General features: G+C 70.7%; 14 protein-coding genes. 7 read left to right on the forward strand and 7 right to left on the reverse strand.

Annotated elements, in window-relative coordinates; translation table 11 throughout:
- Positions 1 to 73: 73 nt before the first annotated feature.
- The gene (locus ACFO6S_RS20135) at positions 74 to 1,906 is read right to left on the reverse strand and encodes an alkyl/aryl-sulfatase (protein WP_378419756.1); all 1,833 of its coding nucleotides are present in this window, start codon (positions 1,904 to 1,906) and stop codon (positions 74 to 76) included.
- A 362-nt stretch (positions 1,907 to 2,268) separates the two neighbouring features.
- Here ACFO6S_RS20135 and ACFO6S_RS20140 point away from each other — a divergent pair, with 362 nt between their 5' ends.
- Positions 2,269 to 2,646: an SHOCT domain-containing protein gene (locus tag ACFO6S_RS20140; RefSeq protein ID WP_378419757.1), complete on the forward strand. Its 378-nt coding sequence runs from the start codon at positions 2,269 to 2,271 to the stop codon at positions 2,644 to 2,646.
- 85 nt (positions 2,647 to 2,731) lie between these two features.
- On the opposite strand, the gene ACFO6S_RS20145 is transcribed toward ACFO6S_RS20140, so the two are convergent.
- Entirely contained in the window at positions 2,732 to 3,631 is a 900-nt protein-coding gene (locus tag ACFO6S_RS20145) for a LysR family transcriptional regulator (protein ID WP_378419758.1), read from the reverse strand.
- A gap of 72 nt (positions 3,632 to 3,703) precedes the next feature.
- Here ACFO6S_RS20145 and ACFO6S_RS20150 point away from each other — a divergent pair, with 72 nt between their 5' ends.
- From ACFO6S_RS20150 to ACFO6S_RS20165, 4 genes are all read left to right on the forward strand, one after another.
- Positions 3,704 to 4,657, forward strand: a complete 954-nt coding sequence (locus ACFO6S_RS20150) for an EamA family transporter (protein WP_378419759.1) — start codon at positions 3,704 to 3,706, stop codon at positions 4,655 to 4,657.
- A gap of 102 nt (positions 4,658 to 4,759) precedes the next feature.
- Complete coding sequence (locus tag ACFO6S_RS20155; RefSeq protein ID WP_378419760.1) at positions 4,760 to 6,019, forward strand: Mur ligase family protein; 1,260 nt, start codon at positions 4,760 to 4,762, stop codon at positions 6,017 to 6,019.
- A complete protein-coding gene (locus tag ACFO6S_RS20160; RefSeq protein WP_378419761.1) occupies positions 6,012 to 6,728 on the forward strand; it encodes a type 1 glutamine amidotransferase in 717 nt (238 codons plus the stop codon). Before ACFO6S_RS20155 ends, ACFO6S_RS20160 begins: the two co-directional genes overlap by 8 nt.
- 64 nt (positions 6,729 to 6,792) lie before the next feature.
- A complete protein-coding gene (locus tag ACFO6S_RS20165) occupies positions 6,793 to 7,419 on the forward strand; it encodes a maleylpyruvate isomerase family mycothiol-dependent enzyme (RefSeq protein WP_378419762.1) in 627 nt (208 codons plus the stop codon).
- A gap of 377 nt (positions 7,420 to 7,796) precedes the next feature.
- On the opposite strand, the gene ACFO6S_RS20170 is transcribed toward ACFO6S_RS20165, so the two are convergent.
- Positions 7,797 to 8,573 carry a VOC family protein gene (locus ACFO6S_RS20170; RefSeq protein WP_378419763.1) on the reverse strand — a complete coding sequence of 259 codons (777 nt, stop codon included), beginning with the start codon at positions 8,571 to 8,573 and terminating at the stop codon, positions 7,797 to 7,799.
- Between the two features lie 118 nt (positions 8,574 to 8,691).
- Positions 8,692 to 10,086, reverse strand: a complete 1,395-nt coding sequence (locus ACFO6S_RS20175) for an NAD(P)/FAD-dependent oxidoreductase (RefSeq protein WP_378419951.1) — start codon at positions 10,084 to 10,086, stop codon at positions 8,692 to 8,694.
- 136 nt (positions 10,087 to 10,222) lie between these two features.
- Here ACFO6S_RS20175 and ACFO6S_RS20180 point away from each other — a divergent pair, with 136 nt between their 5' ends.
- Positions 10,223 to 11,137, forward strand: a complete 915-nt coding sequence (locus ACFO6S_RS20180; RefSeq protein ID WP_378419764.1) for a LysR family transcriptional regulator — start codon at positions 10,223 to 10,225, stop codon at positions 11,135 to 11,137.
- Between the two features lie 52 nt (positions 11,138 to 11,189).
- Here ACFO6S_RS20180 and recR read toward each other — a convergent pair whose 3' ends face one another.
- Entirely contained in the window at positions 11,190 to 11,798 is a 609-nt protein-coding gene (gene recR, locus ACFO6S_RS20185) for a recombination mediator RecR (RefSeq protein ID WP_378419765.1), read from the reverse strand.
- Positions 11,799 to 11,807: 9 nt separating this feature from the next.
- The gene (locus ACFO6S_RS20190; RefSeq protein ID WP_378419766.1) at positions 11,808 to 12,107 is read right to left on the reverse strand and encodes a YbaB/EbfC family nucleoid-associated protein; all 300 of its coding nucleotides are present in this window, start codon (positions 12,105 to 12,107) and stop codon (positions 11,808 to 11,810) included.
- A gap of 93 nt (positions 12,108 to 12,200) precedes the next feature.
- Here ACFO6S_RS20190 and ACFO6S_RS20195 point away from each other — a divergent pair, with 93 nt between their 5' ends.
- Positions 12,201 to 12,965, forward strand: coding sequence for an Rv3717 family N-acetylmuramoyl-L-alanine amidase (locus ACFO6S_RS20195; RefSeq protein ID WP_378419952.1), 765 nt, complete (start codon positions 12,201 to 12,203; stop codon positions 12,963 to 12,965).
- 121 nt (positions 12,966 to 13,086) lie between these two features.
- Here ACFO6S_RS20195 and ACFO6S_RS20200 read toward each other — a convergent pair whose 3' ends face one another.
- Positions 13,087 to 13,521, reverse strand: coding sequence for an SRPBCC family protein (locus ACFO6S_RS20200; RefSeq protein ID WP_378419767.1), 435 nt, complete (start codon positions 13,519 to 13,521; stop codon positions 13,087 to 13,089).
- Positions 13,522 to 13,772: the final 251 nt, after the last annotated feature.

Below are 13,772 nucleotides of genomic sequence, written 5' to 3' on the forward strand. Positions count from 1 at the left end.
GTGTGGGGCCCACGCCTCGCGCCGACGAGCCTCGCGCCGGCGACGCACCCATGTCCGACTCTGTCGCCGCGCCCTACGGCGTGACGATCGCGAAGTCCGGATCGGGGCTGTCGAGGTAGCCGGCCAGCTCGACCAGCTTCCCCGGGTCGCCCTCCGCGACGATGCTGCCGTCGGCGATCGCCGCTCCGAGGTCGGCGCCCCCGACCAGAACCTGCAGCAACAACGGCCGGGTCAACCGGAACACGGCATCGGCGCCTGCCGACTCGTCCTCGAGATCCCAGTGCACCAGCAACCCGTTGCGCAGTTCGCACCGGTGCACGAGGTTCTCGTCGGTCACGTGCCAGTCGATGACGATCCGCGCCGACCACGCGCGCGGGCCGTCGACCCGCAGCGACACCGCGTCGAAGACCTGCTCGACCGACAGGGCAGACGCGATGTCGGGCGCCGCCGCCACCGTCGGCGTCCCGACCGAACCGTTGCGCAGTTCGTGGGCGCCGGTGAGGTAGAAGTTCCGCCAGGTGCCGTTCTCCGCACCGAATCCGAGCTGTTCGAGGGTGTCCGCCTGCAGCGCCCTCGCCTCGGCATTGCCCGGCTCGGCGAAGATCACGTAGTTCACCACCTGCGCAACCCAGCGGAAGTCGCCCGCCGCGAACGACTCCCGGGCCCTGCGCAGCACCTCTGCCGACCCGCCCATGTACTCGACATGCCGTTTCGCGGACTCGACCGGCGGGTGTTCCCACAGGTGCGCGGGGTTGCCGTCGAACCAACCCAGGTACCGCTGGTAGATGGCCTTGACGTTGTGGCTGACCGAGCCGTAGTAGCCGCGGGTGTGCCAGGCGTCGGCGACCGCGGGCGGCAGTTCCATCTCCTCGGCGATCTCCGAGCCGGTCCGGCCCTGGTTCATCCGCCGCAGCGTCTGGTCGTGCAGGTAGCCGTACAGGTCGCGCTGCAGGGACAGGAACTCGGTCAGCCGCTCGGTCCCCCACGTCGGCCAGTGGTGCGAGGCGAACACCACGTCGGACTTCGCGGCGTAGCGGTTGATCGACTCGGTGAGGTACTTCGACCACACGTGCGGGTCCCGAACCAGGGCGCCGCGCAGGGTCAGCAGGTTGTGCAGGGTGTGGGTGGCGTTCTCCGCCATGCAGAGCGCGCGCAGGTCCGGGAAGTAGAAGTTCATCTCCGACGGCGCCTCGGTGCCCGGCGTCATCTGGAACTCGATGCGCACCCCGTCGACGGTCTCGAGGTGACCGGTCGTCGACACGTCGAGGGTCGGGAGGATCAGCGTCGGGGTTCCGGTGGAGGTGGTCTGCCCGAGCCCCGCGCCGACCCCGCCTCGGGGACCGCGGGGCAGCGCCGCGCCGTACATGTAGGCGGCGCGGCGGGCCATGGCGGTTCCCGCGTAGACGTTCTCCGCCACCGCGTGTTCGACGAGGCCGGCAGGCGCGATGACCTGACACCGCCCGGCGGCGACGTCCTCGGCGGTGGTGACCCCCTTGACCCCGCCGAAGTGGTCGATGTGCGAGTGCGTGTAGATCACCGCCCGAACCTCTCGGTCGCCGCGGTGCGCCCGGTAGAGCGCGAGCGCCGCCGCCGCGGTCTCCGACGAGATCAGCGGATCGATCACGATGACGCCGGTCTCCCCCTCGACGAGGGTCATGTTCGACAGGTCCAGCCCCCGGACCTGGTAGATCCGTTCGGCGACCTCGAACAGGCCCTGCCTGGCGACCAGCCCCGACTGCCGCCACAGGCTGGGGTTGACGGTCTGCGGACAGGCTTCCGCCAGGAAGGCATAGGAGTCGTTGTCCCACACCACGGTGCCGTCCGCCGCGGTCACCACGCCGGGGTCGAGCGCGGCGATGAATCCCCGCTCCACGTCGGCGAGATCCGAGTCGTCGAGATTCGACATACCTGTCACCTCTTCTCGCGGCCCGTCGTGGGTCCAACACCGCGGTGACCGGTAGCCGGGCCGTTCGTACCGGTCTCCGCCTGTCCGCGAACCGGGCTGCCCCAGCACGCACACCGGGAGGGTCGTGACCCCGACTTCGCCCGGGCCGAGACTCACGGGCTCAGTCAATCACCCATCCCGGGCGCTCGCCGACCGACGTGGCGGCATCGACGGCCGACGAGACCCCGGGTATCGCGATATCCGGCCGGCGTTCGACCACCAAAGATTGTCGGCGTTTCACCTGCAAAGAATGAGGTGGGCGCCCGGCGACTCTGCCACTGTCATGGCAACACCCGACGTCACATCAGAAACTGGAGACCACAATGTCGTTCTGGGACATCATCTGGTACATCATCGTCTGCTTCGCATTCATCGCCTACCTGATGCTGCTCTTCTCGATCATCGGGGACCTGTTCCGCAACGAGAAGTCCTCGGGCTGGGTCAAGGCGATCTGGATCGTCTTCCTGATCTTCCTGCCGTTCATCTCGGCGTTGGTCTACCTGATCGTCAACGGCGACGCGATGACCAAGCGCTCGGTCCGTGCGGCTCAGCACATGCGGGACCAGCAGGACGAGTACATCAAGCACGTCGCGGGCGGCAAGTCGCCCGCCGACCACATCGCGGACGCCAAGGCGCTGCTCGACAACGGCACCATCACCGAGGCGGAGTTCCAGGCACTCAAGGCCAAGGCGCTCGCCTAGAGGTCACGAACGATCCGGCAGTTCGACTGCCGGACAACGGCACCGAGGTTCCCGCAGCCATGCGGACCCGGTGCCGTTGTGCTGACTAGCCTCGCTCGACCACCGCCCGTGCCTCGGCGCGGAAGGCGTCGAGTACCGCCTCCACCGCCGGACGATCCGCCGCGGCCGGCCTGGTGGCCAGATCGTAGATCCGCGCCGCCCGGATACCCGCGAGGTGTGTGTGCACCAGGCCGGGGTGGGCGACCGCGTGCCGCGGCATCAGCGCCACCCCGTGACCGGCCGCGACCAGCTCCTCGATCACCCGAAAGTCGTTGATCCGCTGCACCACCCGCGGGCGGACGCCGGTCGCCGCGGCCACCGACTCCAGCACGTCGTCCACCGGGAATCCGCCGCGCACGCTGATCCAGCTCTCCTCCGCCAGCTCGTCGAGCTCGACGCCGGCCCGGCCGGCCAGCGGATGCCCGGGCCAGAGCACCAGGTCGATGGGTTCGCGCATCAGCTGCTCGATCCGGACCCGCGGCGACGCCACCGTCGGCGCGCGCTCGTCCCGGTGGGTGAGGATCACGTCGAAGTCGGCGAGCAGCTGCGGCACCGCCGACGCGGGCTCGTCCACGTCCTGCGCCTCGACGTCGACCCCGGATCCGGCGAGCCGGCGCAGCAGGCCGGGCAGCATCAGCGCGGCGCCCGAGGGGAACAACGCCACCCGCACCCGCCCGCGGGGCGAGCCGCGGTAGGAGTCCATCTCCGCGGTCGCCCGGTCCAGCGCCGCCAGCACGTCCTCCGCCCGCAGCACCAGCGCCTGACCGGCGGCGGTGAGCCGGACCCGGCGGCCGTCCGGCTCGAGGATGGGGACCCCCGCCTCCCGGGCCAGGACCTTCAGCTGCTGGGAGACCGCGGACGGAGTCAGGTTCATCGCGACGGCGGTCGCGACGACCGTGCCCCGGTCGGCCAGCTCACGGAGAAGCCGCAGACGTTCGACATCCATGTAGAAAAGCTACTGCATAGGTGTACTTATATTCGATTGTCCTGATGCTTAGGACGGCGCACCATTGTCCGGGTGACCACTCGCGACCGCCTGCTCGGACTGACCGTCGTGCTGCTGTGGGGGCTGAACTTCCTGGCCATCCGCGCCGGCCTCGACCATTTCCCGCCGTACTTCTTCGCGGGACTCCGCTTCCTGGTGATCGCGGTCCCGGTGGTCCTGTTCGTTCCCCGCCCGGCCGTGCCGCTGCGATGGCTGCTGCTCTACGGCGTCGGGTTCGGGGTGGTGCAGTTCGCCTTCCTGTTCTGGGCCATGAGCGCCGGGATGCCGACCGGACTGGCATCGCTGGTGTTGCAGTCGGCCGCGCCCTTCACGGTGCTGCTCGGCGCGGCGCTGTTGCGCGAACGCGTGAGCGGACGGCAGGTGCTCGGCATCGCGGTTGCCGTCGCCGGCATGGCGATGATCGGCTGGGACCGGGCCCAGCACGCGACGGTGCTGCCGCTGCTGCTGACCATGCTCGCCGCGCTGGGCTGGGCGTTCGGCAACATCGGCAGCCGACTGGCCCGACCGGACAACCCGATGCGGCTGATGCTGTGGATGACCGTGATCCCGCCGCTTCCGCTGCTGGCCCTGTCCGCGGCGGTCGAGGGGCCCACCGCCGGCTGGTCCGCCCTCGGCGATTCGCTGAGCCCCGGCGGCTGGCCCGCGCTGGCCGGGCTCGCGTACATCGTCGTCCTGGGCACCCTCGTCGGATCCGGCCTCTGGACCGTGCTGATGAGCCGGTACCCCGCGAGCACGGTCGCGCCGCTGTCGCTGCTGGTTCCGGTGGTCGGCATCGGCGCTGCCTGGCTGGTACTCGACGAACAGCCGAGCGCGCTCGCCCTGGCAGGCGCGGCGGTGGTCGTCGGCGGCTGCCTCTTCGGGACCATGCGGTGGAGCGCGCGGCCGGCGGGCTCCACCGGCACCGCACCGGGGCCGGACTCGGCGGCACCCGTGAGCTCCCCCACCCCGGTGGCGGCACGCGTCTGACCGATCGGTCCGGTGTGGAAAACTCGGCCCGTGGCAATTGACAATCGCGGGGCGACGAGCCCGGGAAATTCTGGGGCGACCCAGCAGCGCGCTCGGTTCTCTGTGCGCGGCAGGCTCGCACTGCGGGCCGCCGCCGCCGCGTCCTGGGCCTCGCAGAAGGCCGGTCGCGGCAAGGGCTCGATGATCGGCGGGCTGATCGCGCTCAAGATCGACCCGACCCTGATGACGCAGCTCGGCCGTGGCAAGGCGACGGTGCTGATCACCGGCACCAACGGCAAGTCCACCACCACCCGGATGACGGCCGCGGCACTCGCCACCGTCGACGACGTGGCCACCCAGGCGGACGGCGCGAACATGGACGCCGGCATCGTGGCCGCGCTCAGCGTGCACCGCGACGCGCCGCTGGCGGCGATCGAGGTAGACGAGCTGCACGTCCCGCACGTGAGCGACGCCCTGAACCCGGCCGCGGTGGTGCTGCTGAACCTCAGCCGCGACCAGCTGGACCGGGTCGGCGAGATCAACATGATCGAGCGGGCCCTGCGGGCCGGCCTCGTCCGGCATCCCGACGCCGTCGTCATCGCCAACTGCGACGACGTGCTGGTCGCCTCCGCCGCCTACGACGCGCCGAACGTGGTGTGGGTGGCCGCAGGCGGCGGCTGGGCCGGCGACTCGGTGAGCTGCCCGCGCAGCGGCGAGGCCATCGTCTGGGAGGAACGGACCGGCGACGTCACCGGGCTGGCGTACAGCCACTGGCGCAGCACCGGCACCGACTTCCAGCGGCCCACGCCGCAGTGGTGGCTCGACGACCAGAACCTCTACGGACCGGACGGGCTGGTCCTGCCCATGACCCTGGCCCTGCCCGGAAAGGCCAACCGCGGCAACGCCGCCCAGGCCGTCGCCGCCGCCGTCACGATGGGTGCGTCGGCCGCCGACGCCGTCGCCGCGGCGTCCTCGGTCCGCGAGATCGCCGGCCGCTACTCCGCGGTGCAGGTCGGCTCGCACTCGCTGCGGATGCTGCTGGCCAAGAACCCGGCCGGCTGGCAGGAGGCGTTGTCGATGATCGATCCCGACGTCGACGGCCTGGTCATCGCCGTCAACGGCCAGGTGCCGGACGGCGAGGACCTGTCCTGGCTCTGGGACGTGCGATTCGAGCACTTCGAGGGTGTCAAGGTGGTGGCGTCCGGTGAGCGCGCCACCGATCTGGCGGTGCGGCTGACCTATGCGGGGGTGGAGCACACGCTCGAGCCGGATCCGTTGCGCGCCATTGCCTCCTGCCCGCCGGGCCGGGTCGAGGTGCTCGCAAACTACACCGCGTTCCGCGACCTCAACACCGCCATTGCCAAGGAGACCCGGGATGTCTGAGTCAACCGTGCGGATCGGCCTGGTGCTGCCCGACGTGATGGGCACCTACGGCGACAACGGCAACGCACTGATCCTGCGGCAGCGGCTGCGGATGCGGGGCCTGGCCGCGGAGATCGTCGAGATCACCCTCGCCGACCCGGTCCCCGACTCGCTGGACGTCTACACCCTCGGCGGCGCCGAGGACTCGGCGCAACGCCTGGCGACACGGCACCTGGCCCGCTACCCCGGCCTGCAGAAGGCCGCCGAGCGGGGCGCACCGGTGCTGGCGATCTGTGCCGCGATCCAGGTGCTCGGTCACTGGTACGAGACCTCGGCCGGCGAACGCGTCGACGGCATCTCGATGCTCGACGTCACCACGTCGCCGCAGCCCACCCGGTCGATCGGCGAGGTGATCACCCGGCCGCTCCTCGACGGTCTGACGCAGCCGCTGACCGGTTTCGAGAACCATCGTGGCGGAACCACTCTCGGGTCGGCGGCGGCGGCGCTGGGCCGGGTCACCCACGGCGTCGGCAACGGGGTCGGCGACGGCCTCGAGGGCGTCGTCCAGGGGTCGGTGATCAGCACCTACATGCACGGGCCGGTGCTGGCCCGAAACCCGGAGCTGGCGGACCTGCTGCTGGCGCGGGCGACCGGGGTCGATGCGCTGGCGCCCCTGCCGCTCGACGAGGTGGACCGGCTGCGCCGCGAACGGCTCGCCGTCGGGCGCTGACGGCGGCCGGGCGACGGGTGTAGCTTCAGCTTCAGTGGGGGTACGCCTCGTCCCTGGAGGACCGATGTCTGCTGCAAGCCCGTGGCCCACGATCCATACCGAACGCACCGCGCTGGCTGACGACCTGGCCTCGCTGACCGACGAGCAGTGGTCCACGCCGTCGCTGTGCCGCGGCTGGTCGGTGTGGGAGACGCTGGGGCACCTGACCGCGACCGCGAAGATGACCCCGGCCAAGTTCGTCCTCGGCATGCTGGGCACCGGGTTCCGGTTCGAGTCGTTCGCCGCCAAGAACATCGCGCGTGAGACGGCCGGGTCCCCCGCCGACACCCTCGCCGAGTTCCGGTCCGTGCGCGGGTCCACGTCCGCGCCGCCCGGCCCGGTCGACTCCTGGCTCGGCGAGACGATCGTGCACGCCGAGGACATCCGGCGGCCGCTGGGCATCGCGCACACCTACCCGGCGGACGCGGTGATCCGGGTCGCCGACTTCTACAGCGGATCAAACCTGTTGATCGGCACCAAGACCCGGATCTCCGGGCTGACGCTGCGGGCCACCGACACGGACTGGTCCACCGGTTCGGGCCCGGAGGTCACCGGACCGATGCTGTCGCTACTGATGGCGATGACCGGTCGCGAGATCGCGCTGGCCGAGCTGTCGGGCGACGGGCTCGCCACGCTGACCGAGCAGATGTAGTCGCGGCCAGCAGTACGTGATGACCCTCGGTTCGTGATGACGCGCGGTTCGTGATGCGGACCGCGCCCGCCCGTTCCGGGCCGTACCCGGAACTACCCCAGACAGGGGTTCGGCCGGGGATGTAGCGACTAATCGCATCCTCGGCCGGATCTCTGCTTCTCAAGTTTCTGACCGTCACCGGTCGTTCTTCCTTGATCCGCACCCTGAGCGTACGCCCGTCGCCGAACCTCGCGCAATAGCCCTGACCAGCGTTTCCGGCCCGTTGTTGCGGGACCGGCCGGCCGGTGTGCGCGAGTCCGAGCCCGTCCTGTCCCCCGCGAACTTCGGCCGGTCCCGGCGTCGCCACGCGGCGACGCCAGGCCGAGAATGTGGCGGGGTCAGGACTCCGCGATCATCGCGATCTGGAAGGCCGCGCCGAGCGGGTCGGCCACCGCGGCGAGCTTGCCGAACGGCGTGTCCTCGGCGGGGCGCAGGATTCGGCCGCCGAGCTCGGTGACCTTGGCGAGGGCCGCGTCCATGTCGTCGACGCCGACGTAGAACTGCCAGAACGACGGCACGCCCTCGGGCAGGAACCCGTCCGCGTCCATCACCCCGGCCACCATCTGCTCACCGAGCATGGCCTGCGAGTAGCGGAAGTCGTCGGTCTCCCCGATCGGGGTGTAGCTCCAGCCGAACACCTTCTCGTAGAACGGCAGCGCGTCGCGGTACTTCCGCGAGAGGGTCTCGAACCAGACCGGCGCGCCGGGCTCGTCCACGAGGCCGAAGCCCTCGTGCTGGTCGGGCTGCCAGACGCCGATCACCGCGCCGGCCGGGTCGCCGAGGATCGCCATGGTCCCCTGCGGCCCCACCTGCATCGCCGGCATCATGACCTGTCCACCGGCGGCGGCCACCTGGTCCGCGGTCGCGGCCGCGTCGTCGGACCTCAGGTAGACCGTCCACACGTCACCGTACGGATTGCCCTCCTGCTGCGGGCCGAGCCCCGCGATGGGCTTGCCGTCCTTGCTGAAGATCGCGTACCCGCCGTACTGCGGGTCCTCGTTGGAGTCGACGTCCCAGCCGAACAGGCCACTGTAGAAGGGTTTGGCCTGCTCCGGATCCGAACTGGTGAGGTCGATCCAGCAGGGGGCGCCGGTGAGTGACTTGTGATCGGGCACGAATGTCTCCTTGGGCGTAGGTGCGGAGGAAAGGTGCGAACCCAAACCTACGCCCGAGCACCGACAGTCGCCGGGCGTCCGGGCCCTCGCGGTTCGGCCGGTGCGCGGCCGCCCGTGATCAGGAGACGGAGACCGGCTCGCGCTCCTCGGTCTGCACCTCGGCCTTGATCAGCTCGGTCTTGATCGGCTCGGCTTCGACCGACTCCGACGCGGCCTGCTCGGCCTCGGCCGGCGTCGCCTCCGCCGCCGCGCCTGCCTTCTGCGCGTAGTAGAAGTGCGGGCGACGGTGCCCCAGGAACGAACCGAACCATGACATCACCGCGATGTAGCGGTTGCGGAAGCCGACCAGGTACATCATGTGCACGACCAGCCACAGCACCCAGGCCAGGGCGCCGGTGAGCTCGATCTTCTTCACCTTCGTCACCGCGCGGAAGCGGTTGATGATCGCCATGCTGCCCTTGTCGCGGAACTTGAACGCGGTGCCGCGGGGGGTCTTGCCGAGGATCGTGCGGGCCACGTGCCGCCCGCCCTGCATCGCCACCGGCGACTGGCCCGGCAGGTTGTTCAGCGAGGTCATGTCGCCGATCGCATAGATGTCGGCGCGGCCGCCGACGGTCAGGTCCTGGTTGACCAGCAGTCGCCCGGCGCGGTCGGTCTCGCAGCCGGTGCGCTCGGCGAGCACGCCCGCGAAGTCGTTGGCCTGCACACCCGCCGACCAGATGATCGTCTCGGCGGTGCGCCGCTCGCCGGTCTCGCTGCCGTGCGCCTTGAAGGTCGCGCCGTGCGCGTCGATGTCGGTGACGAGGGTGTTCAGCACCACCTCGACGCCCGACTCCTCCAGGGACACCCGGGTGTACTCGCTGAGCTTGCCGCCGTACGCGGGCAGCGCCACGCCGGCGCCCTCGACCAGGGTGACGGTGACATCGGCGGCGGTGATGCCGCGGATCGACTGCTCGAAGTAGCGGCCCGCGAGCTCCTTGATCTGGCCGGCCAGCTCGACGCCGGTCGCGCCGGCGCCGATGACGATGAAGCTGAGCAGGTTCTTGCGGCGCTCCGGGTCGGTGGTGGTGTGCGCCTCCTCGAAGCAGCGCACGATCTGCGAACGCAGCCGCTCGGCGTCGTCGACGGTCTTGAGCGCGTAGGTGACCTTCGCGAACTCGTCACGGCCGAAGTACGACTGCCGGGCGCCGGTCGCCGCGACCAGCGAGCGGTACGCGATCGTGTGGCGCACCCCGCCCGCCACGTAGTCGAGCTCCTGGTCGTCGGGGCGCACGTCGACGACCCGGCCCAGCCGGACGTCGGCGTTCGGGTACTTCGCGAGGATCGAACGCACCGACGGCGCGACCTCGCCTGCGGAGAGCACGCCGGTGGCAACCTGGTAGAGCAGCGGCTGGAAGAGGTGCTCGGTGGTCTCGGAGATGAGGACGAACGGCGTACCCGCCTTGGCCAGCTTCTTCGCCGTGGCGAGGGCACCGAAGCCCGAGCCCACGATGACAACCTCAGTGCGGTCCATGCCTGCCTCGCTCACGAAATCCTCCAGCTAGATCAGATGTATGAGAGCCACGCTATGGATTCCGCGCGCGGTTTGGCCACCCAGCTGGGATATTCGGAGAACAGTTATCTGGATCGCTCATAAGTAGGATGGCGGCATGGACTTCCGACAACTGCGGTACTTCCTCGCGGTCAGCGAGGAGCTGAACTTCAGCCGCGCCGCGCAACGCTGCTTCATCTCGCAGTCGGCGATCAGCCATCAGATCACCCGGCTCGAGGGCGAACTGGGCGCGTCGCTGTTCGAACGGTCCACACGGGTCGTCCGGCTCACCCCCGCGGGCGCCCGACTGGTGCCCATCGCGCAGGAGGTCCTGAGCCTCGAGAGCCAGGCGTTCGCCGTCGCGCGCGAGCCCCGCAACCGGATCCGGATCAGCGCGAACATGAGCTTCGCGCCGCAGAGCCTCGATGCCGTCGCCCGTGTCCGCGAACGGCACCCGGAGGTCGACATCGAGTTCGTGATCAAGAGCTTCGCGGACCGCATCGATGCCGTCGCGACCGGCGACGCCGACCTCGCGCTGATCCGCGGGGAGGTCGACCGACCGGGCCTCGAGACCGTCCGGCTGGGCATCGAGGACCTGGTGATCGTGACGTCCAGCCAGCATCCGTTGTCCGCGTTCTCCACCGTCGAGCTCGGCGAGCTGGCGCCGTACCCGTTGCTGCTGCCGCCGCGGCACAGCCAGGTCCTGCTGCACTCGGTGGTCGAGGAGGCGTTCGTGGAGGTGGGTCGGCGGGTACAGCTCGGCCCCCCGATCGCGCGCGACCACCGGGCCACCCTCGACGTGCTCACCAACCCGCGGGCCTGGACGGTGCTCTACGCCAGCACGGTCACCGACGTCGCCCGGACCGGCCTGAGCGTGATGCGCGAGGCCCGCGGACGGCTCCGCGTCCCGGTCTGCGGCGTCGTGCGCAGCGGCGGTGCGCCCTCGCCGGCGATGGCGCACCTGGTGAGCTCGCTGCGCCAGACCATGTACCCCGCCGAGAACTCGGCCGACGCCGCGGACCCCGACGCCTAGCCCTCTCGGAGGGAAGCGGGGACGGCGGCGGTCGTCCGCCGTCCCCCGCGAACTACATCGCGCGGCGGCCCGACAGCGCGCGACCGAGGGTCAGCTCGTCCGCGAACTCGAGGTCGCCGCCCATCGGCAGGCCCGAGGCCAGCCGGGTGACGGACAGTCTGGGGAAGTCGCGCAGCATCCGCACCAGGTAGGTGGCGGTCGCCTCGCCCTCGGTGTTCGGGTCGGTCGCGATGATCACCTCGGCGACATCGACGCCGTCCTCCTGGTTTCCGATCCGCGCCAGCAGCTCCCGGATCCGGAGCTGGTCCGGCCCGACGCCGCTGAGCGGGTCCAGCGCACCGCCGAGCACGTGGTAGCGCCCCTTGAACTCGCGGGTGCGCTCGACGGCCTGCACGTCCTTGGGCTCCTCGACCACGCAGATCATCGTCCGGTCGCGACGCGAGTCCGCACAGATCCGGCACCGCTCCTTGTCGGAGACCGTGCCGCAGACCTCGCAGAACTGCACGCCGTCGCGCACCCGCTGCAACGCCTTCTGCAGCCGGTCGATCTCCGGCGGTTCGACGCTGAGCAGGTGGAAGGCGATCCGCTGCGCGCTCTTGGGACCGACTCCCGGCAGCTTGCCGAGCTCGTCGATCAGATCCTGAACCGGACCCTCGTACACCGGGCGCCGCTAGAAGGGGAGTCCGGGCAGGCCGCCCGCGAGCGGCCCGAGCTTGCCTGCCGCCAGCGACTGCGCCTTCGTCGACGCGTCCGCGATCGCCCCGATCACCAGGTCCTGCAGGGTCTCGACGTCGTCGGGGTCGACGACCTTCGGGTCGATCGCCAGCGCCACCACCTCGCCGGTCCCCCGGACGGTGGCCGTGACGAGTCCGCCGCCGGCCTGGCCGGTGACCTCTTCCTTGGCGATCTCGGCCTGCGCGGCCATCAGCTGCTGCTGCATCTGCTGGGCCTGCGCGAGGAGTTGCTGCATGTCGGGTTGTCCACCGGGCTGCACGTCGATGTCCTTTCTGCGTGTTGTCCGCCAGCGTAGACGCATCCGGTTAGCGTGAGCCGCGTGCAATCGATGTCCTGGGTGACCGGCGTGGCGGTCGCGGTCGGGTTGCTGCTCTCGGGCTGCACCATCCCCGTCGACGACGCGACCGCGGACCCCGCGGCCGCCGCCCCGTCGACGGGCGTCCCCTCCCCCGCCCTGACCGGCCGGACGGTGTTCCTGGACCCCGGGCACAGCGGTGCCAACGACGCCTCGATCGGCGAGCAGGTGCCCACCGGCCGCGGCGGCCTCAAGGACTGTCAGACCACCGGCACGGCCACCGATGCCGGGTACCCGGAGCACACCTTCGCCTGGGACGTCACCGGGCTGATCCGGGCCGAACTCGAGGCGCTCGGCGCCCGGGTACTGCTCAGCCGCCCGGACGACGCGGCGACCGGCCCGTGCGTCGACGCCCGCGCCGAGGCGGCCAATGCGGCGGCGGCGGACGCGGTGATCTCCGTGCACGCCGACGGCGCAGGCCCGAACCAGCACGGCTTCCACGTCTGCTACTCGGCGCCGCCCCTGAACCCGGCGCAGACCGGCCCGGCCGTCGCCCTCGCCGGGTTCCTGCGCGACCGACTGGCGGCGTCCGGGTTCACACCGTCGAACTACGCCGGCACCGACGGGCTGATGCCCCGCGAGGACCTCGCGGGGCTCAACCTCTCGACCCGGCCGAGCGTGCTCGTCGAGCTGGGCAACATGCGCAATGCCGACGAGGCCCGCGCCATGACCGACCCGGCGGGCCGGGCCCGCTACGCCCGGGCGGTGGCCCGCGGCGTCGCCGACTTCCTCGAATGAACGATTCCGTTCATTCGATCCAATCGAATGAACGGTCCGTTCATTCGATGCGCCGCGGTTGGGACGGGCGGGCGGCGGGGCGGACGGACGGGGGCGGACCGTCGGGCGGACCGGGGTGGGGTCAGCCGACCTCGCGCGCCAGGTTCGCCAGCACCGCGCCCTGGATCTTCCGCAGTCCCAGCGGGGCAAAGGTGCGCTCGAAGAACCCGCCGATGCCGCCGGCGCCCTTCCACTCGGTGGTGGTGGTGATGGTCGAACCGGAACCCGACGGCGCCACCGACCAGGTGGTGACGAGGCTGGAGTTGGCGTCGGTCTCGGTGACGGTGTTGCCCGAGACGGTGACGGTGGACTTGATGTCGCGGGAGCGCTTCTCGGTGGCCTTGAGGGTCCACTGGGCGACGGTGCCTGCGCCCTGCCCGCCCTCGAGCACCTGGTAGTCCAGGTACTGCTCGGTGAGGATGCGCGGGCGCACCGTCTCGTAGTCGGCCAGTGCGGTGAGCACCCGCTCCGGTGTCGCGGTGACCTCGACCGAACTGCTGGCGCTGACCTGTCCCACTGTGGATCTCCTTCTCGCCGGCCGACGCGGAATATGCGCCGGTCCCGACCATCGTGCCCGCTGCCCGAATGCCCCGGCCACCATCCGTCGCCGCATTGTGCGGGGGATCACAGCGTCCATGACGCCGCCGCCTGATCCGCGGCCCGATCGCATCGTTTACCTGACGTTTTCCGGCGACACGTCGACATCGCTCGCCGAGACGCTCGGCGCGCGATAGCGTCGGGTGGTGGCTGTAATTCCAAGTGCCTTGC

Source organism: Rhodococcus kronopolitis (genome assembly GCF_042654025.1).
GTDB lineage: Bacteria > Actinomycetota > Actinomycetes > Mycobacteriales > Mycobacteriaceae > Rhodococcus_G > Rhodococcus_G kronopolitis.